General features: G+C 62.2%; 20 protein-coding genes. 13 read left to right on the plus strand and 7 right to left on the minus strand.

Annotation, left to right across the window (positions count from 1 at the left end; translation table 11 throughout):
• The first annotated feature begins 1 nt into the window (after position 1).
• Together OO730_RS08555 and OO730_RS08560 are read left to right on the plus strand one after the other, a co-directional pair.
• The gene (locus OO730_RS08555) at positions 2-403 is read left to right on the plus strand and encodes a hypothetical protein (protein WP_264981018.1); all 402 of its coding nucleotides are present in this window, start codon (positions 2-4) and stop codon (positions 401-403) included.
• 341 nt (positions 404-744) lie between these two features.
• Positions 745-933: a hypothetical protein gene (locus OO730_RS08560; protein WP_264981019.1), complete on the plus strand. Its 189-nt coding sequence runs from the start codon at positions 745-747 to the stop codon at positions 931-933.
• Positions 934-995: 62 nt separating this feature from the next.
• Here OO730_RS08560 and OO730_RS08565 read toward each other — a convergent pair whose 3' ends face one another.
• The gene (locus tag OO730_RS08565) at positions 996-1,799 is read right to left on the minus strand and encodes a 2-amino-3,7-dideoxy-D-threo-hept-6-ulosonate synthase (protein WP_264981020.1); all 804 of its coding nucleotides are present in this window, start codon (positions 1,797-1,799) and stop codon (positions 996-998) included.
• Between the two features lie 193 nt (positions 1,800-1,992).
• On the opposite strand from OO730_RS08565, the gene OO730_RS08570 reads away from it, so the two are divergent.
• Together OO730_RS08570 and OO730_RS08575 are read left to right on the plus strand one after the other, a co-directional pair.
• Complete coding sequence (locus tag OO730_RS08570) at positions 1,993-3,240, plus strand: EAL and HDOD domain-containing protein (RefSeq protein ID WP_264981021.1); 1,248 nt, start codon at positions 1,993-1,995, stop codon at positions 3,238-3,240.
• Between the two features lie 21 nt (positions 3,241-3,261).
• Positions 3,262-4,461, plus strand: a complete 1,200-nt coding sequence (locus OO730_RS08575; RefSeq protein WP_264981022.1) for an amidohydrolase family protein — start codon at positions 3,262-3,264, stop codon at positions 4,459-4,461.
• 3 nt (positions 4,462-4,464) lie between these two features.
• On the opposite strand, the gene OO730_RS08580 is transcribed toward OO730_RS08575, so the two are convergent.
• The gene (locus OO730_RS08580; RefSeq protein WP_264981023.1) at positions 4,465-5,319 is read right to left on the minus strand and encodes a radical SAM protein; all 855 of its coding nucleotides are present in this window, start codon (positions 5,317-5,319) and stop codon (positions 4,465-4,467) included.
• Between the two features lie 161 nt (positions 5,320-5,480).
• Here OO730_RS08580 and OO730_RS08585 point away from each other — a divergent pair, with 161 nt between their 5' ends.
• Both OO730_RS08585 and OO730_RS08590 read left to right on the plus strand, forming a co-directional pair.
• Positions 5,481-7,916, plus strand: coding sequence for a PAS domain-containing hybrid sensor histidine kinase/response regulator (locus OO730_RS08585; RefSeq protein WP_264981024.1), 2,436 nt, complete (start codon positions 5,481-5,483; stop codon positions 7,914-7,916).
• A 19-nt stretch (positions 7,917-7,935) separates the two neighbouring features.
• Positions 7,936-8,301 (plus strand): response regulator, encoded by a 366-nt coding sequence (locus OO730_RS08590; protein WP_264981025.1) that lies wholly within the window; start codon positions 7,936-7,938, stop codon positions 8,299-8,301.
• Positions 8,302-8,364: 63 nt separating this feature from the next.
• Here OO730_RS08590 and OO730_RS08595 read toward each other — a convergent pair whose 3' ends face one another.
• Both OO730_RS08595 and OO730_RS08600 read right to left on the minus strand, forming a co-directional pair.
• Complete coding sequence (locus tag OO730_RS08595; protein WP_264981026.1) at positions 8,365-9,042, minus strand: CBS domain-containing protein; 678 nt, start codon at positions 9,040-9,042, stop codon at positions 8,365-8,367.
• Between the two features lie 82 nt (positions 9,043-9,124).
• Positions 9,125-11,980, minus strand: coding sequence for a response regulator (locus OO730_RS08600; protein WP_264981027.1), 2,856 nt, complete (start codon positions 11,978-11,980; stop codon positions 9,125-9,127).
• Between the two features lie 270 nt (positions 11,981-12,250).
• On the opposite strand from OO730_RS08600, the gene OO730_RS08605 reads away from it, so the two are divergent.
• The 5 genes from OO730_RS08605 to OO730_RS08625 all read left to right on the plus strand — a co-directional run bounded on the left by OO730_RS08605 (position 12,251) and on the right by OO730_RS08625 (position 18,430).
• Positions 12,251-12,949, plus strand: a complete 699-nt coding sequence (locus OO730_RS08605) for a MotA/TolQ/ExbB proton channel family protein (protein WP_264981028.1) — start codon at positions 12,251-12,253, stop codon at positions 12,947-12,949.
• Between the two features lie 3 nt (positions 12,950-12,952).
• A complete protein-coding gene (gene tolR / locus OO730_RS08610; protein WP_264981029.1) occupies positions 12,953-13,366 on the plus strand; it encodes a protein TolR in 414 nt (137 codons plus the stop codon).
• A 6-nt stretch (positions 13,367-13,372) separates the two neighbouring features.
• Positions 13,373-14,818, plus strand: a complete 1,446-nt coding sequence (locus OO730_RS08615) for an alpha/beta hydrolase family protein (protein ID WP_264981030.1) — start codon at positions 13,373-13,375, stop codon at positions 14,816-14,818.
• Between the two features lie 94 nt (positions 14,819-14,912).
• Positions 14,913-17,765 (plus strand): PAS domain-containing sensor histidine kinase, encoded by a 2,853-nt coding sequence (locus tag OO730_RS08620; RefSeq protein ID WP_264981031.1) that lies wholly within the window; start codon positions 14,913-14,915, stop codon positions 17,763-17,765.
• Positions 17,765-18,430, plus strand: a complete 666-nt coding sequence (locus OO730_RS08625; protein ID WP_264981032.1) for a response regulator — start codon at positions 17,765-17,767, stop codon at positions 18,428-18,430. The genes OO730_RS08620 and OO730_RS08625 overlap by 1 nt, the downstream gene beginning before the upstream one ends.
• 94 nt (positions 18,431-18,524) lie before the next feature.
• Here OO730_RS08625 and OO730_RS08630 read toward each other — a convergent pair whose 3' ends face one another.
• From OO730_RS08630 to OO730_RS08640, 3 genes are all read right to left on the minus strand, one after another.
• Positions 18,525-18,890 (minus strand): Hsp20/alpha crystallin family protein, encoded by a 366-nt coding sequence (locus tag OO730_RS08630; RefSeq protein WP_264981033.1) that lies wholly within the window; start codon positions 18,888-18,890, stop codon positions 18,525-18,527.
• A 15-nt stretch (positions 18,891-18,905) separates the two neighbouring features.
• Positions 18,906-19,319, minus strand: a complete 414-nt coding sequence (locus OO730_RS08635) for an Hsp20/alpha crystallin family protein (protein WP_264981034.1) — start codon at positions 19,317-19,319, stop codon at positions 18,906-18,908.
• Positions 19,320-19,453: 134 nt separating this feature from the next.
• A complete protein-coding gene (locus OO730_RS08640; protein WP_264981035.1) occupies positions 19,454-19,642 on the minus strand; it encodes a Trm112 family protein in 189 nt (62 codons plus the stop codon).
• 136 nt (positions 19,643-19,778) lie between these two features.
• Here OO730_RS08640 and OO730_RS08645 point away from each other — a divergent pair, with 136 nt between their 5' ends.
• Both OO730_RS08645 and OO730_RS08650 read left to right on the plus strand, forming a co-directional pair.
• Positions 19,779-20,639 carry a PHP domain-containing protein gene (locus tag OO730_RS08645; RefSeq protein ID WP_264981036.1) on the plus strand — a complete coding sequence of 287 codons (861 nt, stop codon included), beginning with the start codon at positions 19,779-19,781 and terminating at the stop codon, positions 20,637-20,639.
• Between the two features lie 82 nt (positions 20,640-20,721).
• Positions 20,722-22,122: a peptidase U32 family protein gene (locus OO730_RS08650; RefSeq protein ID WP_264981037.1), complete on the plus strand. Its 1,401-nt coding sequence runs from the start codon at positions 20,722-20,724 to the stop codon at positions 22,120-22,122.
• The last annotated feature ends 87 nt before the right edge of the window (positions 22,123-22,209 follow it).

Consider the following 22,209-nt stretch of genomic DNA (forward strand, 5'->3'; position numbering starts at 1 on the left):
CATGCCCGAACTCATCTATGCGCTCATCTGCGCGGACCTGATAATCGACAAGGATTCGAATTCCACCTCGTTCATCCGCACCATCGAACACGCCGTGGTGCCGGAACTGCCTGCAACGCTGCCGCCCATCTACTTCGGCAGTCTGTGGAACCTTGAGGAGGCCGGGGAAGAGCCCTTCACCGTGTCCCTGAACATGATCCCGCCGCAAGGGGAATCCATTACCCTCGGCCTCCAGGAGATCACCCCCTCCGGAACCATGCTTCACAAGATGAACTTCCAGTTGCCCGGATTGCAGGTCAAGGAAGAGGGCAAACACGAACTGACCGTCGGACTGAGAAACGGCGAGGGCTGGGAGATCATGGCCCGTCTTCCCCTCTACGTGTTCCGCAACGTCAAACAATAACCCCTTGCGGGCGACACCGCCCGATGCAAACGGCCATGGCATGCCTGCCTTCACAGGACATGCCATGGCCGTTTGTTGTATTATAACTGCAAGTTCAAGCAATACGACATATGTGGCATTGCAACTCTCCCCCAACACAAAAACCATCTAATGCAAACTGCAAAACTTATAATTTTATTTTACAATTTTTTCAAAGTAAAATAGTAGGTTACATAGAAAATTAGCCAGTTATAACTGGACATTTCCTACCTCTTGGTCTATTTCTGCATCGTGTTAGCTATATTTATAGATTGGCCGATCAATGGTGTTCGGTCCGAACATCATTCAAGGAGAGGGGCTTCATGCAACACGTCGTGCTCATTCTGCCGGACAGCAAAAACCGGCTGCCGGACGCGGGCGCTCTCAGGAAGGCCGGGTTCCGGGTATCCGCCGCCCTGGGCGGCAGCGCAGGAAAAGACGCAGGGAAGCCGGGTGAGTATCGGGCCGAGGGACGAAACCGGGATGACGCGCCGCACACGGCCGACCGCTGAAAAGACAAACGCCCCCGGGCCTCGGAAGGGCCGGGGGCGTCAAAGCCTCGGAGATGATCGGATCAGAGGATGTCGGCGTATCCGTCAAGGGCGTCGTCCACGGACCGGCCCTCGTGGACGATGCGGTTGAGCACTTCCACGAGGCGCGTGGGGTCCCTGTGCTGGAACACGTTGCGGCCCACGGACAGGCCCGCGCCGCCAGCGTCGATGGAGGTGCGGACAACGTCGAGAAATTCCCGGGTGGAATCCATCTTGGCCCCGCCGGCGATGACCACGGGAACGCACGTGCATTCGACCACGCGGGCAAAACTCTCGGCACTGCCCGGGTAATTGACCTTGACCACGTCCGCTCCCAGCTCCGCGCCCACCCGGGCGCAGTGGGCCACGATGTCCGGATCATATTCGTCGCCGACCTTGGGCCCGCGGGCGTAGATCATGGCCAGGAGCGGCATGCCCCATTCCGCAGCCGAAGCCGCCACCCGACCGAAATCGCTGAGCATCTGGCCCTCGGTCTCGTCACCCAGGTTGACGTGGACGCTGACGCCGTCCGCGCCCAGGCGGATGGCCTCCTCCACCGTGGTCACCAGCCGCTTCACATTGGGGAACGGCGACAGGCAGGTCCCGGCGGACAGATGGACGATGCAGCCGAAATCCCGGCCCTGCATTCGGTGCCCGAGCTTGACCTGCCCCTTGTGGACCAGTCCCGCGTTGGCACCGCCGGCCACCAGGCTGGTGACGGTGTCGCGCATCTTCTCCAGGCCGGCGATGGGTCCCACGGTCACGCCGTGGTCCATGGGCACGATGATGGTGCGGCCCGTGTTGCGATTGAAAATCCTCTCCAAGCGAATGGCTTTACCGATATGCATCCTTCACCTCTTTCATGGCTGTTACAGTCTTTCCGAGTGTCCCGCATGACATAATACACTCGCACGAAAGAGGAAAGTGGAAACACCCCCGGCACGGCGGACCGCAGGACAAAGTGTATCGACAAGTTGATTGCATTTCGCAGATTGCACAGAAAAATAAATCGGGTATAGTGGCCTTCAAGGGAGCAATCCGATGAGCGACGAACACACCTACGAATCCATATATGTAGCCAGACAACCCATCCTGGACGCCGACGACGAGACATGGGGCTACATGATGCTCTTCCGGGACAGCGGCAACGCCGAACGGGCCATATTTTCGAGCAACTCCGAAGCCACGATGAACCTGGTCGCCAATCTTCCCCTGTGCGGCGGGGCCTGCGGCAACCAGGCCTGCCTGCTGATCCACTTCACCCCCGAAGACATCATCAGGGGCACGCCCCACGCCATCCCCTGCGACAACACGGTCATCATCCTCGAAGAGATGGTCGACCCGGACGAAACCCTGATCGTGGCCCTCGGCGACCTGATCATCGACGGCTTCCGTCTGGCCATCAACAACTTCGAGGGCAAACCCGGCTGCGAAAGGCTGGCGGACCTGGCCGACACCCTGATCGTGGACATCAGCGGGAAAAGCGAAGAGGACCTCAAGACCATCGTCGACAAGGCCGGAAAATTCGACATCCCCCGCCTGGTGGCCAAGCGCGTTGAGACCATAGAGGACCTGAAGCGGGCCAAGGCCACGGGGTTCTCCCTGTTCAACGGGTATTATTTCAAACGGCCCCAGATCGAGGGAGGCCGCAAGATCAGCTCGGTCAAGGCGACCCGCCTCAAGCTGTTCGAAATCATCGAAAAGGACGAGCCGGACTTCGACGCCCTGGCCCCGGCCATCGAGGCGGACGTGGCCATCAGCTACCGGCTGCTCAATTTTCTCAACACGGCCAACTTCAGCTTCGCCACCAAGGTCACGTCCATCAAACAGGCGGTGGTCCTGGCCGGATGGAAGCCCATCCGCAATTGGCTCAGGCTGATCATTCTCACGGACCTGACCCCCTCGGAAAAAACCCTGGAGCTCTCCTACACCTCGGCCCACAGGGCCAAGCTCTTCGAGACTGCGGCCCTGGGCAGCGGCTATGAAGAGGAGTCGGACCGGCTGTTCATCATCGGCCTTTTCTCCCTGCTGGACGCCATGCTGGACACCAAGATGGAAGAAATCACCGACCACCTGCCCGTGGACAGCGAGATCAAGAACACCCTGTGCGGGAAAAAGACCAAATACACCCCGTGGCTCGAACTGGCCCAGGCCATCGAGGAATCCGATTGGGACAAAGTCAGCGACCGGGCCAAGGCGCTCAATCTCCTGCCCGGGACCGTGGCCGTCAGCTATCAGCACGCCTTCTCCTGGGTTGACGCATTCTTCGCCGCCAAGCCCGGCGTGTGATCGCTCCGCAGCCTCCCGACCATGGTGCTCACCCGCCGCCAATTCCTCGCATCACTGGCCGGGGTGGCCGCGCTATCAGGGACAGCCTCCGCCACACCGTCGTCCCCCGGGACCTATGCCCTGGCCGGGCGCATCGTAACCGGCCAGGACGAACACCCCCTCACGGGACACGCGGTCCTGGTCCGGGGAGGCTTCATCGAGGGCATCGTCCCGGCCCGGACAGTGGCCGACAGGCCCGTAATCGCCCCGCGCGACGCCACCATCCTGCCCGGCATCATCAACGCCCACTGCCATGGAGTCCACACCCCCGAGGCGAGAAGGGAACGCTGGCTCTCCAGCGGCGTCACCTCCATCGGCGACCCGGGCGCACCGCTTTCGGCCATGGCCCTGCTCGCACAAGCCCCGACCGGTGCCACGGCCACGGCGGCCTTTTCCGGCCCCATGCTGGCCGCGCCCGGCGGGTACCCCCTGCCCGTGCACGACCCGAAATTCGCCATGGTCATCCGCTCCCCGCAAGAGGCCGCTGACGCGGTCGGGATGCTGGCCGACCGGGGCGCTACCATGATCAAGATGGCCTTTGAACCGGGCGTCATGCCCGAACCGTGGCCCGTGCCGGACCAGCCCGCTGCGGAGGCCGCCTGCAACGCCGCCCGAAAACTCGGGCTCACCGTCCGCTGCCACGTGCAGGACCTTTCGGGCCTCAGGCCCGCACTGGATGCCGGGGCGCACACCATCGAGCACGTCCCGCATCGCTGGATCAGGCACGGCGAACATCGCCCCGTGCTCGACGAAGACGGAAGCGTGATCCCCTGTTATCGCGATTTGCTGGAACGCATGGTGCGCGAAGGCGTGATCCTCACCCCCACCCTGGACGTGCTCTCCCGCACCCCCTGGAACGGCCCGGAACTGTATGAGCCGGTACGCGCATTCAACAAGATGGGCGGACGGTTGGCGGCAGGCAACGATTTCCCCTACCGGCGCACCGGAGCGGGCATGATCCTTGATGAATTCCGGCTGCTCGGCCGGGCCGGATTGACGGGGGAAGAGATACTCCGGGCGGCCACGAGCGGTTCCGCCTCGGCCTGCGGATTCACGGACCGGGGCGTCATTGCGCCGGGGATGGCCGCGGACCTGCTGGTGACGGCGGGCGATCCCGCCACCGATCCGGACGTGCTGGCCGCGCCCCTGCACATCGTCAAGCACGGCCTTTTCATCGCTTAGGGCTCACAGGCGGCGGGCCGACTCCGCCTTGAGCGGAGCGTGCCCGGCCAGGGCGGCGTCGATCTCGGCCAGGGCCCGGTCCTTGCCCGACGGCAGCCGGACCTTGAGGGGCAGATAGTTGGAGGCGTGGTTGGCCAGGAACAGGCCGCGCGTCAGGTGCAGACCGGAGAGCATCTCCCGGATTTCCGCCAGCAGCCCCGGCGCGTCGAGCAGCTCGAACTCACCGCGCTCACGGCGGTCGTGCAGGGGAGTGCCCGGGACCAGCATCAGGCTGAGCGCCCCGACCTGTTCCGGGTCCATGGAATTCAGGGCTGCGGCGGTTGCCCGGGCGTGTTCCATGGACCGTGCGGTCCCGCCCAACCCGTTGATGACCGTGACGTTGAGCTTGAGCCCGGCGTCGCGCACGCGGTGCCCCTGCCGAACGATGAAGGCGCTGTCGCCGTTCTTGCCCATGGACCGCAAGATCTCGTCGTCCCCGGACTCCAGCCCCATGTACACGATCCCCAGCCCCAGCTCCCGCAGGTCCCTGAGCTCGACGTCGGACTTGCGCGCCAGACTCTTTGCGTTGGCGTAGGTGCCCACGCGGGTCACCCACGGAAGGCGGTCCCGGACCCGTTCGAGGATGTCGACGAGCTTTGGCTGCGGCAGGATCATGGCGTCGCCGTCGCACAGGAAGACCCGCCGCTGCCCCACGCAGTTGCGGGCCGCGAACTCTATGTCGGCCATGACCGTTTCCCGATCCTTGATGGCGAACCGCTTGTCCAGGTAGGCGCCGCAGAACGCGCACTTGCCGTGCGAACAACCGAGGGTCACCTGCAGCAGGATGGACCCGGCCTCGCTCGGCGGACGTATGATCATTCCCCTGTGGTCCAAAAACGCGCTCCCTCGGCCGAACCGCCAAAACGGCCCTTTGCCGATTTTTCCTCTTTGCCATTGACCCCCGGACGGGGATTTTCTACACTTTTCAACTAGTAAGCCAGCCCCGGTCGTGATGCCGGGCAATTCCAGGCGCGGACACCATGACGATCAAGAAAAAACCGGCACGGCCCACATCCTATGTCGCATTGGACGAAACATCCAGAGCGCTCATGGACTCTTCCATGGAATCCGCCTTTGTCATGGACGTCAGCGGATACGTCCTGGCCGCCAACAAGGCGGCGGCCAGCCTGTTCGACCTGAAATCCAACGACACGCTGCAGCAATACAACATTTACGACCTCCTGCCCCAAGATGCCGCCGACTCCCGCCGGGCCAAGATCGCCGAGGCCATCCGGGACGTGCGCGCGGTTCGGTTCGAGGAGGAGATAGACGGGCGCTCCCTGGTCCATTCCATCGTCCCGGTAGCCAACCCCTGGGGAGAGGTGGCCCGGCTGGCGGTGCACACCCTGGACCTGACCAAGCTGAGGAGAACGGACGAAGACCTGCGGCGGGAGCAACAGCGCCAGATCTTCTTCATGGAGTCCCTGCCCGGAATCGTCTACCACCTCTATCCCGACAACACCATCCGCTACGCCAACCGCTATTTCCGGCGCTACTTCGGCAGCCCGAGGGACAAGACCTGCCGCGAAGCCCTCAATTGCTCCGACCTTTCCTGCGAGGCCTGCCCGCCCATGGAGTCCATGAAAACGGACCGCGCCCTGGAATGGGACTGGACGGACGCCCAGGGCAGGACCTTCCACCTCCAGTGCAGCCCCATGACCGACTCCGCCGGGGAACGGATGATCATGGTCCTGGGCATCGACATCACGGCCAGGCAAAAGGCCGAAGACGCCCTGAAACAGGCCCGGGACAAATTGGAAGAGCGCGTCCGCCAGCGCACCGAGGAACTGGAACAGGCCAATCTGAAGCTGACCAACAAATCCGTGCGCCTGGTCAATGCCATGAAAAAGGCGGACGAGGCCACCCGGGCGAAATCATCGTTCCTGGCCAACATGAGCCACGAGATACGCACCCCGCTCAACGCCGTGCTCGGCATGGCGGAACTGGCCATGTCGGTGACCGATCCCGACAGGAAGAACCACTACCTCGGCCGGATCATGGATGCGGGCAACTCCCTCCTGGCCATCATCAACGACATCCTGGACTTCTCCAAGATCGAAGCGCACAAGCTGGCCCTGGAAGCGATAGACTTCGACATCCGACGGACCATGGAAGCCACCCTGGACCTGTACATGCTCCCGGCCGGGAAGAAGGGACTCGACCTGACCTTCTCCGTGGACGACGACGTGCCCCAGGTGCTGATGGGCGACCCCTCCCGCCTGGGCCAGATTCTCATCAACCTGGTCAGCAATGCCATCAAGTTCACCGAGACCGGAGGAGTGGACGTCCGGGTGTCCCTGGTGGAAGGCCCGGAGGATGTGGTCCCCGAAGCCCCGGTCAAGCTCCTGTTCAGCGTCAGCGACACGGGTGTGGGCATTGCCGAGGATAAGCAGAAAGACGTTTTCGAATCCTTTCTCCAGGCGGACGACTCCATCACCCGGAAACACGGCGGCACAGGACTGGGCCTGACCATCTGCACGCTGCTGGTGGAACTCATGGGCGGCGAAATCGGCCTGGAAAGCGAGGAGGGCAAGGGGTCCACCTTCCGGTTCTCGGCCCGACTCAAGGTCGGCGATGCGGACAAGGTGGAAGCCGAGATGGTCCGTTTCGCATCCAGAAACATACCCGACATGCCCCGGCTCAAGGTCCTGCTCGCGGACGACAACGCCTTGAACAGGGAGCTGGCCACCACCCTCCTCACGGAACAGGGGCACGAAGTCCTGGACGTGACCAACGGCGTCAAGGCCCTGGACGCGCTCAAAGAGAGACATTTCGACATGGTGCTCATGGACGTGCAGATGCCGGTCATGGACGGCATCTCGGCCACACGGGCCATCCGCGACCCCAACTCCGGCGTCCTCGACCCGGACATCCCGATCATCGCCCTGACCGCCCACGCCCTCAAGGGGGACCGTGAGCGGTTCCTGGAAGCCGGGATGAACGATTACATTTCCAAGCCCATCACCATGCGGGGCTTCTACGACACCATCGCCCGCGCAGCGGCCGGAGCCCCGCCCGCACCGTCGACGGGGGCTTCCGCCAAGCCGGCGCAGACGGGCGGCAGCACTCTTTTCGACCGGCAATCCGCCCTGGACATGCTCGGCGGTCGCGAGGCCCTCCTGAGGCGCATGGATGAAATCTTCATCCGGGACGTTCCCGAGGACCTGAAGCAACTCACCGAATCGCTGGAAACACATGATTGGGATACGGCGCGTCGGCTGGCCCATTCCATCAAGGGCGCGGCGCGCACGGTGGGCGCCCTGCGCACCGGGGCCATCGCAGAACAGCTCGAATACCTGTGCAAGCAGAAAGATGTTTCCACTGCCGGCAAGGAACTTAAAATCCTTGAATGCGAAACGGAATACGCGCTAAAGTACGTTACAAAAGAATTGGGCGATAAACCGGAAACCCCCTGACGCGGGAAGGAGTTGGTTCATGAAGACGATTTTGGTTGTGGATGACGCCCCCATGATTCGCGAACTCCTGAAGTCCGTGCTTGAGGCGGAGGGCTACAATGTGATTGAGGCCGCAGATGGAGAAGAGGCCGTCCACATATGCCGCGACAACGCCATCGATCTCTCCATCATCGACATTTTCCTGCCCAAGAAGGGCGGGCTGCAAGTCATGGGCGAGCTGATCAAATCCGACAGTTCTCACAAGTTCATCGCCATCTCCGGGGGCGAAGCCTTCAACCCGGAGGCCATCGTCGAGCTGGCCAAGGTCTTCGACGTGGTGGACACCTTCACCAAACCCATCGACACCAGGAAGCTGGTGGATTCGGTAAAAAAGGCCTTGGATTAGCCCGCAGCCAGGCAAAAAGGGCCCGCCGGAGTGATCCGGCGGGCCCTTTTTGCCTGTGTCGGGCTACATCAGATCAACCGTCACGCCTTCGTTGAGATAGAAGAGCAGTTCGTATTTCTCCTGAAGCCTCCCGACCACCTCTTCGACGGAAAGGTCGCCCATGTCCTCCACCGTGACGTAGGCGTTGCTGAACCCCGTCTGCGTGGGGTCATGGGCAGTGAACACGCTGGTGAAGATCACACCCAACTCCTTGAGATCGCAGAGCAGGGCGGGCAGGAGCCCGGGACGGCCGTCCATGCGGACGGCAAACTGGGCTCCGCCACGGGCCGAACCCGAGGCCGTACACAGGAAACGGAGCACGTCGGCCTGGGTAATGATGCCGACCAGCTGACCGGAGTCCACCACGGGCAATCCCCCGACCTTGTGCTTGACCAGGATTTCGGCAACTTCGGTCATGGCCGTGTCCGAGGCAACGGAAATGGGTTCCAGGGTCATGATGTCCCCGGCCGTAAGAGTATACAGGCCGCCGCCCTTTTCGGAAGCGAAGTCCCCGGGAATGAACTTGGACGGCATGGCGTCGCGAACATCGCGGTCGGAGACGATGCCCACCAGCTTGCCGTCGCCGTCGATGACCGGAAACTGCCGGATATTCTTTTCCCGCAGTATCTCGGCGGCGTCCAGCACCGACGAATTGACGCCCAGGGACATGACATTGACGGTCATCCAGTCTCTGACCAGCATCCTACACCTCCTGCTCCTCGAATTGCCGGTCGGCAAGTTGTCCGCATTACGTACCCACTCGCAACCCAAAAAGCAACGGGGATCACAGTTTCACCACTTCGGCCTCCACTGCCCGCACCAACTCAAGAAGCCGGGACTTCAGCCCCCCGACCTCTTCGATCACCAATTCCAACTCACCGAGATAGCACCGCTTTTCCAAATCCCTCGACCGCCGGACCACGTCCATGGCCAACACGTGGCTGGCGATATTGGTGATGGAGTGCAGGGCGGCCCCCACTTCCTTGGCATCCAGATCCTCGACGCTTTTGTCGAGTTTCGCGATCTTGTCGAACGCCTCGACGAGAAACAGGTCCAGAATATCCTTGAACAGTTCCGTGTTCCCCTGGAACCGCTGCATGAGCGCGTCCATATCGAGCGGCTCGGCGGGCGGCTCGGCGGGCGGCGGCGCAGCCAGGGGCTTGCCGCGCTCCCCCTTCCTGGCGGCCATGCTCCGGACAATGACCGCAGACAGCTCCTGCATGTCCACGGGCTTGCTCACGTAGTCGTCCATGCCCGCATTGATCATCCGCTCACGGTCGCCCTTCATGGCATATGCGGTCAGGGCGATGACCGGGACGGACCGGTCGAAGAGCCTGCCGTCGGACTCGCGGATGGCGCGGGTGGCCTCGATGCCGCTCATCTCGGGCATCTGGATATCCATGAGCACGAGGTCGATCTCCCGGCCCTGGGACTTGAGAATGTCCAGGGTCTCGATGCCGTTCTCCGCCGTGACTATGGTGTGGCCGAACATGGTCAGGAAATGCGTCAGGTATTTCCGGTTCATGGGATTGTCTTCGGCCAACAGGATTTGCAGGTGCAGGGCCTCCGGCGCCCGGCCCCTTTTCTCCTCGGCCACGGGTTCCCCGGCCTGGGTCCGATCGAACCAGGCCGTGAAATGGAACGTGCTGCCGTGGCCCGGTTCGCTCTCCACGCCGATCTCGCCGCCCATCATGTGGACCAGCTCACGGCTGATGGCCAGGCCCAGTCCGGTGCCCTTGTGCTTTTTGCGGAGCGAGCAGTCCGCCTGGATGAACTCGTCGAAAATGGAGTCGAGCTTGTCTGCGGCAATACCCTCGCCCGTGTCGCTGACCCGGAAAAGCAGACAGAAACGATCCCCCTCCCGCTTGGACATGCTGACGTTCAGCTCCACAAGCCCGTGCTCCGTGAACTTGAGCGCGTTGCCGATGAGGTTGCGCAGTATCTGGCCCAGCTTGGCCGCGTCGCCACGCACCATTTTCGGCACGTCCTCGGCCACGCTGTAGCGGAAGACGAGTCCCGCAGCCGACGCCTGCGGGCCGAAGGACCGGACGCAGGTCTTCAGCTCTTTGCGGAAAACGAAGTCCTCCGGCTGCAGTTCCATCTTGCCCGCCTCGATCTTGGAAATGTCGAGGACGTCGTTGACGATCTCGAGGAGGGCGTTGGATGCGTCGCGGATCATGTCCACGTGCTCCCGCTGGTCCTCCTTGAGGCCCGTGGTGACAAGCATCTCCGCCATGCCCAGAATGCCGCTGATGGGAGTCCTGATCTCGTGGCTCATGTTTGCCAGGAACATGGACTTGGCCATGTTCGCCTCCAGGGCGGCCGAGGACGCCTCCTCGGCAGTCCTGTTCGCCTCCCTGAGCTGCTCGGCCATGGTCGTGTAATGAATGGCCGAGCCGAAAATGTTGGCCGCCAGGACCAGGGATTCGATCTCGACCGGCAGCCAGTCCCGTTCGCGGCGATGTTCCGAGAGACCGAGAAATCCCCACCAGGCCGCCCCGGCAAAGACGGGCACGATGATCACGGACTTGGCCCCGGTGGCCTCGAACATCTCCCGCTCATCCTTATGGAAATCCCTGGTGTGGCCGGTGATCACCTTTCCCCTGATCAGGGCCGTCCGCCACGCCGCGAACCGGGCGGCAAGGTCCTGGATCCGGAACCCGGGCCCGGCCAGGATGGGCTCGATGCCTTCCGCCGTCCATTCGTACTGCAGATCAAAGGTCTCCCCTTCCTCCAGCTCGCCGGTCTTGTTGAAAAGATACACACGGGTGACGTCCGTGGATTTGCCCAGTTCGCCCAGAGCCCTTCCGAACCCCTCTTCCCAGTTCGAATGGTGCAGGAACCGGCTGGCAAAGACGGTCAGCACCTGGAGGATGGAGTCACGCCGGGAAAGCAGCTCTTCAAATTCCTTGTACAGGGAGACGTCGCGCGCGATGCCCCATGCCCGGGCCACGTTGCCGCCGGAATCCAGTTCCACCTCGCGGTTGACGTGCAGATGACGCACCTTGCCGCCCTCGGCCAGGACCCGATACTCGAAATCCAGCGGCCACCCCTGGTCGAAAGTGGCCTCGTTGGCCCTGTCGAAGATATCCAGGTCGTCGGGGTGCACGAATTCGCGCAGGTCCTTGAAACCCCGCTCAAGGCCTATATTCTCCCTGCCCAATACGCGGCGGAACCCTTCGGACCACTTGAACCGTCCCTCGCCGTCCATTTCCCAACTGCCGAACTTGTCGGTCCGTTCCATCCAGTCGAGCATCTCCCGATTCCCGACGAGCCGGTGTTCCAGGCAGAGGATATCCTCCAGATGGTGCAGGCTCCGGGTCAGGCACCCCCTTGTCCCCTTATTGAAGTCGAAACAGTCATGGGCACCGAGTTCCAGGGCCTTCCGTTGGGACGGTTCTTCTTGGGTGAGCATGATCACATGGAGCCGGTATTCTTCCCGAATGCGCGTGATGGCCCGCGGCCATGAAGAATCGTCATCGTTGGGAACCAGCACGACGCAGTCCGCGTTCTCCTTTTCCAGACGCCTGACACCGCGGGAGACCATGGACAGACGGACCTCCACGACTTCATGCTCCCCGGACAGCATCGCCGCGACGTCCAGATCCACGCTCTTTCCTGCCAAGATCAATATTTTCACCGATTACTCCAAAGCTCGATATAGCGCCTATTGTATCTCCATTTGACATGCCTACGCTCTATGAACCCAGCGTACAAGTATTAACAGCCGGTTATAAAACCACTTGCCCGGCTCCCGGCACCCCCGTCGGGCAAAATTGGACTGCAAGCGTGTGAAAAGACTGTTCATCCTTTCTTTTCCACGCCCTTGCTTTCTCGCCAGCCGGGGTTTACAGAATCAAGGAAGGCGCCGGTCGCCCGAACTACCGCAAAAAAACAACCAGGTGATATCATGAATTTTCTGCCCGAGAGCGACATTCTTTCCCTGCTGATGGGAGCGACCCTGGCCGTGAAGCTGGTGATGCTTTTCCTGGCCTGCATGTCCCTGTGGAGCTGGACCATCATTTTCTTCAAGTTTTTCTCCATCGGCTCGGCCCGCAAGAAGGTCATGGCAGGGTATGAGGCGTTCATGGACGCCGGGGACCTGACCAGCGGCCTCAAGGGGCTGGGCGACAAGGAAAATTCCCCGCTGTCCAGGGTGTCCTCCCTGGCCGTGAAGGAATTCCGGCTGCTGGAGAAGGCGGACGTCAACCGCGAGCGCAAACGCCTTCTGGTCAAGGACACGCTTCGGCGGGTACTCAAGCAGGGCATCTCCAAGGAGATGCGCGTGCTGACCCGCAACCTGCCTTTTCTGGCCACCTGCGCCAACGCGGCCCCGTTCATCGGCCTGTTCGGCACGGTCTGGGGCATCATGCACTCCTTCCACTCCATCGGCCTGGCCCAGAGCGCGGCCCTGGCCACGGTGGCGCCGGGCATCTCCGAGGCGCTCATCGCCACGGCCATCGGGTTGCTGGTCGCCATCCCGGCCACGATTTTCTACAACTATTTCCTGGGCAAGCTGAACGAGGTGGAGTCCGGCATGGTGGACTTCGCGGGCGCGTTCCTGAACCGCGCCGAGCGCGAGATCGCCTGGGCCTCCAAGGGGGACTAGCCCATGGCCATAAAAACCGGCGGCGGCTTCCTCAACGAAATCAACGTCACGCCTTTCGTGGACGTGATGCTGGTGTTGCTGATCATCTTCATGGTCACGGCCCCGCTCATGACCCAGGGCGTGGAGGTGGATTTGCCCACCACGCGGACGGTCAAGAACCTGCCCCAGGATTCCGAGCATCTGATCCTGTCGGTGAAGAAGGACGGCACCCTGTTCCTGGACGAATACCAGGTGGGACTGGACGAGCTGCAGGCTCACCTCAAGCAGTTGGTGGCCAAGCAGAAGAAGCAGCTGTTCCTGCGCGCCGACAAGGAGGTCGCCTACGGCACGGTGGTCCGCGTCATGGGCGAAATCAAGTCTGCGGGCATCGACCGGCTCGGCATCGTGGCCGAGCAGGAAAAGGACAAGAAGAAGTAACGGACCATGCGAAACGCGCTGAGCTGGCTCCTCTCCATCCTCCTGCACGTCGCCATGGCGTTGTTCCTGCTGCATTCCGTGCAGCTGGAGCCCCTGTTCCTGGAAAAAATCCTGGAAGTGGACCTGACCCAGGTGGAGGAGCCCGAGCCCATCATCCCCATGCCCGTGCCGGAACCGGTCCCCATGGAGCAGCCCGTGGCCGAGGCCGCCGAGGAACTGCCGGCAGCCGCGCCCCTGCCCATGGACAAGACCGTGGTCCTGGACGACTCGCCGCCCCTGCCGCCGGAGCCGGAACCCCTGGCCGAGCCAGAACCAGAGCCCGAGGCCGTGGAGATCAGCACGCAGAAAACCCTGCCGCCCGAGGAAGAGCTAGCCGAGGACGGCAAGCCCAAAAAGATCGTCGTCCGCAAGGACATCACGGTCCATCGCGGCCATGAGGCCCGGTTCGGACGGGCCATGATGGGCGACTACTTCTCCTACTCGTCAAAGGAGTTCTCCGGCCACTTCAAGACCAAGGACAACCGGACCATCTCCATCATCGACGCCCGCGACACCCAGTACGGGCGGTTCCTGATCTACGATTCCAAGAACAAGACCCTGCGTCGGCTCAAGCAGGCGTTCGGCAAATACGTCTACACCATCGGCCCTTCCCTGTACGCCGACGAACCGGTCCAGGGATCAGTCACCTTCCTGGCCAAGAACGACCGCATCGAGCGGTTCATCCTGATGACCGACGACGACCGCATCGCCCACTACCCGCGCAAGGTCCACGTCCGGGAACAGGACACCTCCTTCCCCGGCCCGGCGGGCGACATCGACGGCTCGCTGACCCGCCCGCCCTACGGCGACGGCCATCCGGGAGTGGTGGTCGTCCACGGTACGGCCTGCGTGGACCGGGGACTGGTCCAGGGTTTCACCCGCTCCCTGTCCATGTTCAACCTGGCCACCCTGTCCTTCACCCCCAGGGGATGCTCGGGGGATGACCCGAAACCGGCCACGGAAGCGGACCTGATCGAAGACGCCGTGGCCGCCCGCGCCCACATGGCCGGCCTGAGCCAGCTCGACGCCGCCCGGGTGGGCCTCTGGGGCAACGGGCAGGGCGTCCCCGCAGCCCTCCGCGCAGCGGCACCGGCCAAGGCTCCTTTCGTGGTCTGCCTGATCTCCGACTCCCTGAATCCCGACGCCATGCCGGACGACGAAACCCTGGCCGCGCTGGACATGCCCGTATTGTGGTTCATCACCGGCAGGGATACGGCCCGTTGGCGTTCACTGATCGCCACCCTGGAAGCACTCCGCGACAAGGACAAGAAACCCTTCACCATCATCGTGGCCCCGCTCAAGGCGAGCCAGGAAGTGCTTTCAGCCGAAGGCGACCAGTCGGGCTGGGTGGAACAGGTAGCCGACAACCACGCCTCCCTGGCCGTATCCTGGATCGGGAATCTGAAGCCGTAGCCCCTCCGCCCTCCCTTCCATTTGTGTTGCAAATACGCTACGCTCGGCACAATATTGAATCGCCCATTGCCGCATATCCAACACACTGGCCGGAATGAAAAAAGAGTCGACAGGCAACACGCATGGCGGGCCGCTTGCCGCAGATTCAAGCGGAAACGTCAACCCTCACCTCTTCGAGCAGATGCTCGACGCTTCGGGCGTGGCCATGGCCATCCGGGACTCCCGGCTCTCGCCGCTCTTCGCCAACCAGGCGTTCCGGGATTTTTACGGCCACACCCTGGAGTACATCTTGACCACGCCCAAGGAGGTCGCTCTCCCGGCGGACACCATCTCCCTGTACTCGGATGATATCCAGCCCGCCATGGCCGCAGGGCTGACCTGGGAAGGCACCTATGACATCCGCACCCTGGCCGGAGAAACACGCAAGGTGTGGGGCCGCTTCACCCCGGTCCTGGACGACGACGCCGCGCTGACACACGTCATCTCGATCATGCGGGACGCCACGGATTTCGAGCGGATGCGCAAGACCCTGACCCAGACCGAGCGCCACTTCAGCTTCCTGGCCGAAAACCCCAGCGACTGCCTGTTCCGCGTCCGGCTGTCCAACGGCCGTTGCGACTACATCAGCCCTGCCATCGAGTCCATCACCGGATACCGCCCGCAGGAATTCTACGACACGCCCAAGCTGTTTCGCCGACTTTTCCCCGATGCCTGGCGGGGCACCATCGGCCAGTGGTGGCAGGAACTCAGGCAGGGCATCTCCCGATATGATTACGAACTCCCCCTTATCCACCGGGACGGAACCCGCAAATGGGTTCACCAGCGCATCAAGGTCATCTTCGACGATCAGGGGGACCCGGTCGCCGTTGAGGGCATCATCACGAACATCACGGACCGACACAAGACCGAAGAGGCCCTGGCCGCCGCGCGCAAGAGCCTCAACTTCATCTCCAACTCAACCAGCGACATCTTCTTCCGCCTCAGGATTCCCGAAGGAACATACGACTACCTGAGCCCCTCGGTGGAACGGTTTTCCGGGTACACCATGGAGGAATACGAAGCCGATCCGCGACTCATCAAGAACATCTTCCATCCTGACTGGAAGGGCTACTTTCAGGAAACATGGGGAGAGCTGCTCAGAGGGGAAGTCCGCCCGGTATATGAATTCCAGTTCATCCATAAGTCCGGGGAAATCCGCTGGGCCAGCCAGCGCGTCGTCCTGCACAAGGACGAGCACGGCAATCCCATAGCCATCGAAGGCATCGCCACGGACATCACCGAGAGGAGGATGGCCGAAGAGGCGGCCAGGGAGAGCGAGAGCCGGTTCCGCGCCCTGTTCGAAGAAGCGCCCATATCCCTGTGGGAAGAGGACCTGACCGATCTCAAGGCCTATTTCGACGAACTCAAGGACCGGGGGATCGCCAACTTCCGGCAGTTCTTCTACGACAATCCGGACGCCCTGGCCCACTGTGCCGGGCTGGTAAAGGTGGTGGACGTCAACAAGGCCACCCTGGACCTGCTCGGCGCACGGGACAAGGACGAGCTCTTCGGCAACCTGGAAAAGGTCCTGACCGAAAGCTCCATGGCCGCCTTCACCGAGGAAATGATCCTGCTCGCCTCGGGCGGGTGCGAGTACTGCGGCGAGATCACGCACCGCACCCTGGACGGCGAGACCATCTGGGTGATGGTCCACTTTTTCGTGCCGCCGGAATACGCGGATTCCCTTTCCCGCGTCATCGTCTCGCTGCTGGACGTGACCCCGAGGAAGAAGGCCGAAGAAGCCCTCATGGATTCCGAGGAGCGATACCGCATCCTGGCCGAGAACTCGCGGGAAGGCGTGATCGTGGTCCAGGGGGAGGAAGTCAAGTACATCAATGAAAGGATGTCCGAGATTATCGAACGGGACATCAGGGAGCTGGACAGGGCCACCCTCATCAAGGCGATCCACCCCGAGGACAGGGACCGGGTTTTGTCCCAGCTGGAAGGACTTTTGTCGGGCTCGAGGAATGAAGCCTTCGCCTCGCTCAGGGCCGTGACCTCACGCGGCGCGACGAGGTGGCTGACCCTAACGGCCAGGCCGATCATGTGGGACGGGAATGAAGCCCGGCTGGAAATCCTCACCGACGTCACCCATCACAAGACCCTGGAAACGGAACTGCTCCGCGCCCACGCGGAAATGGAAGACCGTATCAGGAAGCGCACGGCCGAGCTCTCCGAAGCCAACGTCCGGCTCAAGGCCGTGGCCGAGGAACGGGGCAAGGCGCAGGAACGCATCCTGTCCCTGACGCAACAGCTCATCCGCATCCAGGAAGACGAACGGCAGCGCATTTCCCGCGACCTGCACGACAACGTGGCCCAGGACCTCTCCTCGATCATGCTCAAGATGGAAACCCTGTTTGACGACCAGGGAGACGTGAACAACGAGCTCCGGGGCAGGAGAAAAAACGTCACCGACATCCTGCACAAGGCCATCGCCTCGGTCCGGGACATCGCCTACGGCCTCCGCCCGCCCGCGCTGGAGCAGCTCGGACTGGCGGGCGCGCTGAAAAATCTTTGCAAAGACGTGGCCTCCAAACACAGCTGCAACGTTGACTTTTTTGCCACGGGAATCGAGGATATCCCCATGGACTTCGATGCGGAGATCAACATCTACCGCATGATTCAGGAGGCCGTGCGCAACATCACCCGGCATGCCGAAGCCACCAGGGCCACCATCCGCATGGTTGCCAGCCACCCCGATATCCTCATCCGAATCGAGGACAACGGCTGCGGGTTCGACCTCAATCGACGACTGGAGCAGGCTGTGAGGGAAAAGAGGATGGGCGTGCGGAGCATGGAAGAGCGGTCGCGCCTCGTCGGCGGCACACTGGAAATTCAATCCCTGCCCGGAACGGGCACGAGGGTACTTTTTAAAATACCCATAGAAACCGCCAGGAGGCGCGACTAATGGAAATCATGATCGTGGACGACCACCCCCTGTTCAGGGAAGGGCTCAAGACCATTGTCAGCCGGGACAAGAAATACTCCGTCTGCGCCGAAGCGGGAAGCGGCCGGGAAGGCCTGGAAATGGCCAGGAAACACCGCCCGGACATCATGCTCGTGGACATCTCCATGCCCGACAAAAGCGGCATCCAGATGATACGCGAGCTCAAGGAGGCCCTGCCGGACACCCGTTTCGTCATCATATCCATGCATTCCGAAGCCGACTACATCGTCGAAGCATTCAGGGCCGGGGCCACCGGCTACATGGTCAAGGAGTCCGCCGCCGCCCAACTGCTCAAGGGGCTGGACACCGTGGCTTCCGGCGAACTCTTCCTGGACAACGCGCTGTCCCAGGAGGTGGTCTTCCGGCTGCTGCAAAACAACTCGGATTCCCCGAAAGGGGCCAACGACCCCTATTCCTCCCTGACCCCCCGCGAACAGGAGGTCATGCGCATGCTGGCCGAGGGGCTCTCCCCCAAGGACGTGGCCAAGCAACTCTTCATCAGCCCGAAGACCGTGGAAAACCACCGCACCAACCTGATGAAGAAGCTCGAGCTGAAAAGCACGGTGGAACTGCTGCGTTATGCGGCCCGCCTCGGCCTCATCGACCTGGAAACCTGGGCCATCTGAAAAAACGATTTGCCCTTGCAAATGAGAACACCCCCGAAGGCGAGGCCTCCGGGGGTGTTCTCATATAGGGAATGGTTCTATTGACAGTCGTCGGCTACCCCTGTGCGATGGATATCCGCTTGGGCTGGACCTTTTCGACCTTGGGCAGGTGCAGTTGGAGCACGCCGCCCTCCAGGCTGGCCTTGATCCGCTCCCTGTCCACGATGTCGGAGATGGAGATGGACCGGACGTATTCGCAGTCGCCGAACTGCATTTCCAGGAACTTTTCACCCTCAGCCGGGGCAAGGGTTGTCTTGCCGGACACGGTCAGTTCGTCCTCCTGCAGGTCGATGACCATGTCCTCCTTCCTCACGCCGGGCATGTCGATGTAGATGTAGAAGCCATCCTCTCGCTCAAGGATGTCCGTGGCCGGACGATACTTGGGCAGACTCTTTTCGTTGGTCTTGGCTATTTCACTCATTGCTTCTCCCTCCGGTTAACCCACGTCGATGCTGATGGTGCGCGGCTTGATCTCCTCGGACTTGGGCAGGGTCACGGTCAGAACGCCGTCCTTCATGGAGGCGGAAACCTTGTCCCTGTCAACCGGGACGCCGATGTTGACAACCCTGTGGAAAACGCCGCTGGGGCGCTCCTGCCGGTAGTACTTTCCCTGAGGTGCACCGCGCTCGCCCTTGAGCACCAGCGTCTTGTCCGTCAGGGTCAGCTCCACGTCGTCGATGGACATTCCGGGAATCTCCGCCCGCACATAAATGTGTTCGTCGTCGCTGCTCAGATTGAGCGGAGGGTAGGCCAGACGGCGATCATCACCCATGGGCGAACGCAAAAATTCCTCGAATACCCTGTCGAGCCTTGACGGGAAATTGTACAGCGTATTGAAGTCTATAACCATGACTGGTACCTCCTTTTCTCTTGTTCGACAAAAAGGTAGACACGTTTTTTTTCTCGTCAAGACCGCTGTGGAAAAAAAATGCTCCGCACCCGATTTTCGGGTGCGGAGCATTGCGTGCAAGCTTGGCCGAACAGCTATTTCGAACCGGTCCAGTCCTTTTCCGGGACGGCCTGGTCCGTGAGCATGACCGGGATGTCGTCCTTGACCGGGTAGACCACCTTGCAGGCCGGGCAGGCAAGGCCGTCACCGGCGGGCTTCAGGGCCACCTTGCCCTTGCATTTGGGACAGGCCAGAATATCCAGCAGTTCTTTCTTCATGGTCATTGGTTCCCTCCTTGGGTGAATCAGGCTACAACCAACCCTCACACCGGTCAACCGCCCCTTTACCGGAAGGCCCGGAAACTGTACCTTCGTGATTCGGCAAGCCCTGAACCCGCAACCAACCGGACGGCCTGATACCATGAGCATAGACCTTCACACCCATTCCACCGCTTCCGACGGCACCCTGTCCCCCACCGAACTGGTCAAGCTGGCCAAGGATTCCGGCCTGGACGCCATCGCCATCACCGACCACGACACCTTCCAGGGCGTCCCCGAGGCGCTGGCGGCAGGGGAAAAATACGGCATCGAAGTCATTCCCGGCACCGAACTCAGCCTGGAATCCCCCGAGGGCGCCGGCTGGATTCACGTGGTCGGCCTGTGGCTGCCCGAAGAGGCCCCGGAACTCCAAAAAGCCCTGGATTGGGTCATCGAGGGACGGGCCAACCGCAACCACGAGATCGTGGACAAGCTCCGCAAGCTTGGCGTGAATACCACCTACGAAGCCATCGCCGCCCGGGCCAAAGGAACCGTGGGCCGTCCCCACTTCGCCCAGGAGCTGCTGGCGCTGGGCGTGGTCTCGTCCATCGACGAGGCCTTCAAGGTCTGGCTCGGCGACCACGGCCGCGCCTACGTGCCCAAACGCAAGCTCACCCCGGAACAGGCCTTGCCCATCCTGAACAACATAGGGGCCACCTCCATCCTGGCCCACCCGTTTGCCCTGAATCTCAATCATGCCGAGACCGAAAGGGTCGTCAAGGACCTGATGGGACTCGGCCTGGACGGCATCGAGGTCTACTACTCCGAGCATTCGGACGCCGACACCAAGGCCTACGGCGAAATGGCCGAACGCCTCGGACTGCTCAAATCCGGCGGGTCCGACTTCCACGGCACCAACAAACCCAAGATCTCCCTGGGCAAGGGCAAGGGTGCGCTCCACGTCCCCTACGAAATCCTTGAAAAGATGAAAGAAAACCGCCGGGCCAAGGGGCTGCCCGTCTAGCCGCCGAAGCACGGTCCCGACCGCCGGGAAAGCCCTGTTTTTCTGTTTGGCTATCCGCAAGGGTTTGTTATAGTCTGCCGCCATGCCCGACGTTCGCCCGTATACACCCGAGTTGCTCGCCCCGGCAGGGGACATGGAGAAACTGGAGACCGCCATCCTCTACGGCGCGGACGCCGTGTATCTGGGCGGCGAAGGGTTGAACCTCCGGGCCGGAGCCGGGGGGTTCGACAAGGAAGGCCTCGCAAAGGCCATCGAAAAGGCGCACAAGGCGAACGTCAAGGTGTATTACACCCTCAACGTCTACCCCCGCCAGTCGCACATGAAAGAGGTGCACAGGCAGATCGACATGCTCGGCGAGCTGCGCCCCGACGGCGTCATCGCCGCCGACCCCGGCGTGATCCGGCTGCTCAGACGCGAACTGACGGACATCCCGGTACACGTCTCAACCCAGGCCAACACCTCCAACAGCGAAGCGGTCCGGTTCTGGCGCGAGGCCGGGGCCAAGCGCGTCAACGTGGCCCGCGAACTGCGGTCCGGCGAACTGGTCGAGATGCTGAAGACCGTGCGCAAGCAGATGCCCACCATGGAGCTCGAGGTGTTCGTGCACGGGTCAATGTGCATGGCCGTGTCCGGCCGCTGCTACATGTCCGCCCTGCTCAACGACCGGCCCGGCAACCTCGGCGAATGCTCCCACCCCTGCCGGTACGAATACCGGCCCTCGGCCATCACCTTCGAGGAACGCACCCGGCCCGGGCAACCGCTCTGGGAAATCCGCGAATACGGCACGGACGCGGCTGACGAGTTCACCTTCGACACCCCGGACGAAGACTTCACCTTTGCTCCGCTCGGCGACGACGAGCCCACGCCCGGCCCCGTTGCCGACCCGGCCCTGTCCATGGCGCTGGACTCCGGCGGCTGGACCAAATTCTTCGCCGCCGAAGACCTCTGCCTGCTCCACTACCTGGAATGGCTGTCGCGCATGAAGGTGGCGTCCGTAAAGCTTGAGGGCAGGACCAAAAGCTCGGCCTACCTCGCCCAGGTGGTGGACGGCTACCGGACCGCGCTCAACGATATCGCCCACTCCCGGTTCCAGCCCGAAAAATACCTGTCCGAACTGGTCAACGCCGCGTCCCGTCCCCTGACCACCGGCTTCTTCGACCCGGACAACCGGGGAGCCATCGCCGAGCCGCCCGCGCCCGGCGAAAAACGCCCGGTCCTGGCCCGCGTGCTCACCGCCCTGGCCGCCGGTCGCTGGCTCATCCAGACAAAATCCCGCTGGGACACCTCCCGGGACATGGAACTGCTCATCCCCGGCCTCATCCGACCCCGCATCTCCCCCGAAGACTACGGCCTGGAAAACGACCAGCGCGTGGGCATCGACGTCTCCCATCCCGGACAGAAGGGCATCCTCATCTGCGACCACCCCGAGATCAAACCGGGCATGTTCATCAGAAAAACCTGGGATATGGACGAGATAGATTAACGGATTCCCGCTGCCGAATGCCCTGAAGGATTCCCGCAAAAAAACGCCGCGCCATGCTTCACGCATGGCGCGGCGCTCCTCATTGCA

The sequence above is a fragment of the Pseudodesulfovibrio portus genome (assembly GCF_026000375.1).
GTDB lineage: Bacteria > Desulfobacterota > Desulfovibrionia > Desulfovibrionales > Desulfovibrionaceae > Pseudodesulfovibrio > Pseudodesulfovibrio portus.

Excerpts from the sequence above, each read along its gene's own strand:
- OO730_RS08555 (WP_264981018.1), top strand. The coding sequence starts at position 2 with ATGCCCGAACTCATCTATGCGCTCATCTGCGCGGACCTGATAATCGAC.
- OO730_RS08560 (WP_264981019.1), top strand. The coding sequence starts at position 745 with ATGCAACACGTCGTGCTCATTCTGCCGGACAGCAAAAACCGGCTGCCG.
- OO730_RS08565 (WP_264981020.1), bottom strand. The coding sequence starts at position 1,799 with ATGCATATCGGTAAAGCCATTCGCTTGGAGAGGATTTTCAATCGCAAC.
- OO730_RS08570 (WP_264981021.1), top strand. The coding sequence starts at position 1,993 with ATGAGCGACGAACACACCTACGAATCCATATATGTAGCCAGACAACCC.
- OO730_RS08575 (WP_264981022.1), top strand. The coding sequence starts at position 3,262 with ATGGTGCTCACCCGCCGCCAATTCCTCGCATCACTGGCCGGGGTGGCC.
- OO730_RS08580 (WP_264981023.1), bottom strand. The coding sequence starts at position 5,319 with ATGATCATACGTCCGCCGAGCGAGGCCGGGTCCATCCTGCTGCAGGTG.
- OO730_RS08585 (WP_264981024.1), top strand. The coding sequence starts at position 5,481 with ATGACGATCAAGAAAAAACCGGCACGGCCCACATCCTATGTCGCATTG.
- OO730_RS08590 (WP_264981025.1), top strand. The coding sequence starts at position 7,936 with ATGAAGACGATTTTGGTTGTGGATGACGCCCCCATGATTCGCGAACTC.
- OO730_RS08595 (WP_264981026.1), bottom strand. The coding sequence starts at position 9,042 with ATGCTGGTCAGAGACTGGATGACCGTCAATGTCATGTCCCTGGGCGTC.
- OO730_RS08605 (WP_264981028.1), top strand. The coding sequence starts at position 12,251 with ATGAATTTTCTGCCCGAGAGCGACATTCTTTCCCTGCTGATGGGAGCG.
- tolR (WP_264981029.1), top strand. The coding sequence starts at position 12,953 with ATGGCCATAAAAACCGGCGGCGGCTTCCTCAACGAAATCAACGTCACG.
- OO730_RS08615 (WP_264981030.1), top strand. The coding sequence starts at position 13,373 with ATGCGAAACGCGCTGAGCTGGCTCCTCTCCATCCTCCTGCACGTCGCC.
- OO730_RS08620 (WP_264981031.1), top strand. The coding sequence starts at position 14,913 with ATGAAAAAAGAGTCGACAGGCAACACGCATGGCGGGCCGCTTGCCGCA.
- OO730_RS08625 (WP_264981032.1), top strand. The coding sequence starts at position 17,765 with ATGGAAATCATGATCGTGGACGACCACCCCCTGTTCAGGGAAGGGCTC.
- OO730_RS08630 (WP_264981033.1), bottom strand. The coding sequence starts at position 18,890 with ATGAGTGAAATAGCCAAGACCAACGAAAAGAGTCTGCCCAAGTATCGT.
- OO730_RS08635 (WP_264981034.1), bottom strand. The coding sequence starts at position 19,319 with ATGGTTATAGACTTCAATACGCTGTACAATTTCCCGTCAAGGCTCGAC.
- OO730_RS08640 (WP_264981035.1), bottom strand. The coding sequence starts at position 19,642 with ATGACCATGAAGAAAGAACTGCTGGATATTCTGGCCTGTCCCAAATGC.
- OO730_RS08645 (WP_264981036.1), top strand. The coding sequence starts at position 19,779 with ATGAGCATAGACCTTCACACCCATTCCACCGCTTCCGACGGCACCCTG.
- OO730_RS08650 (WP_264981037.1), top strand. The coding sequence starts at position 20,722 with ATGCCCGACGTTCGCCCGTATACACCCGAGTTGCTCGCCCCGGCAGGG.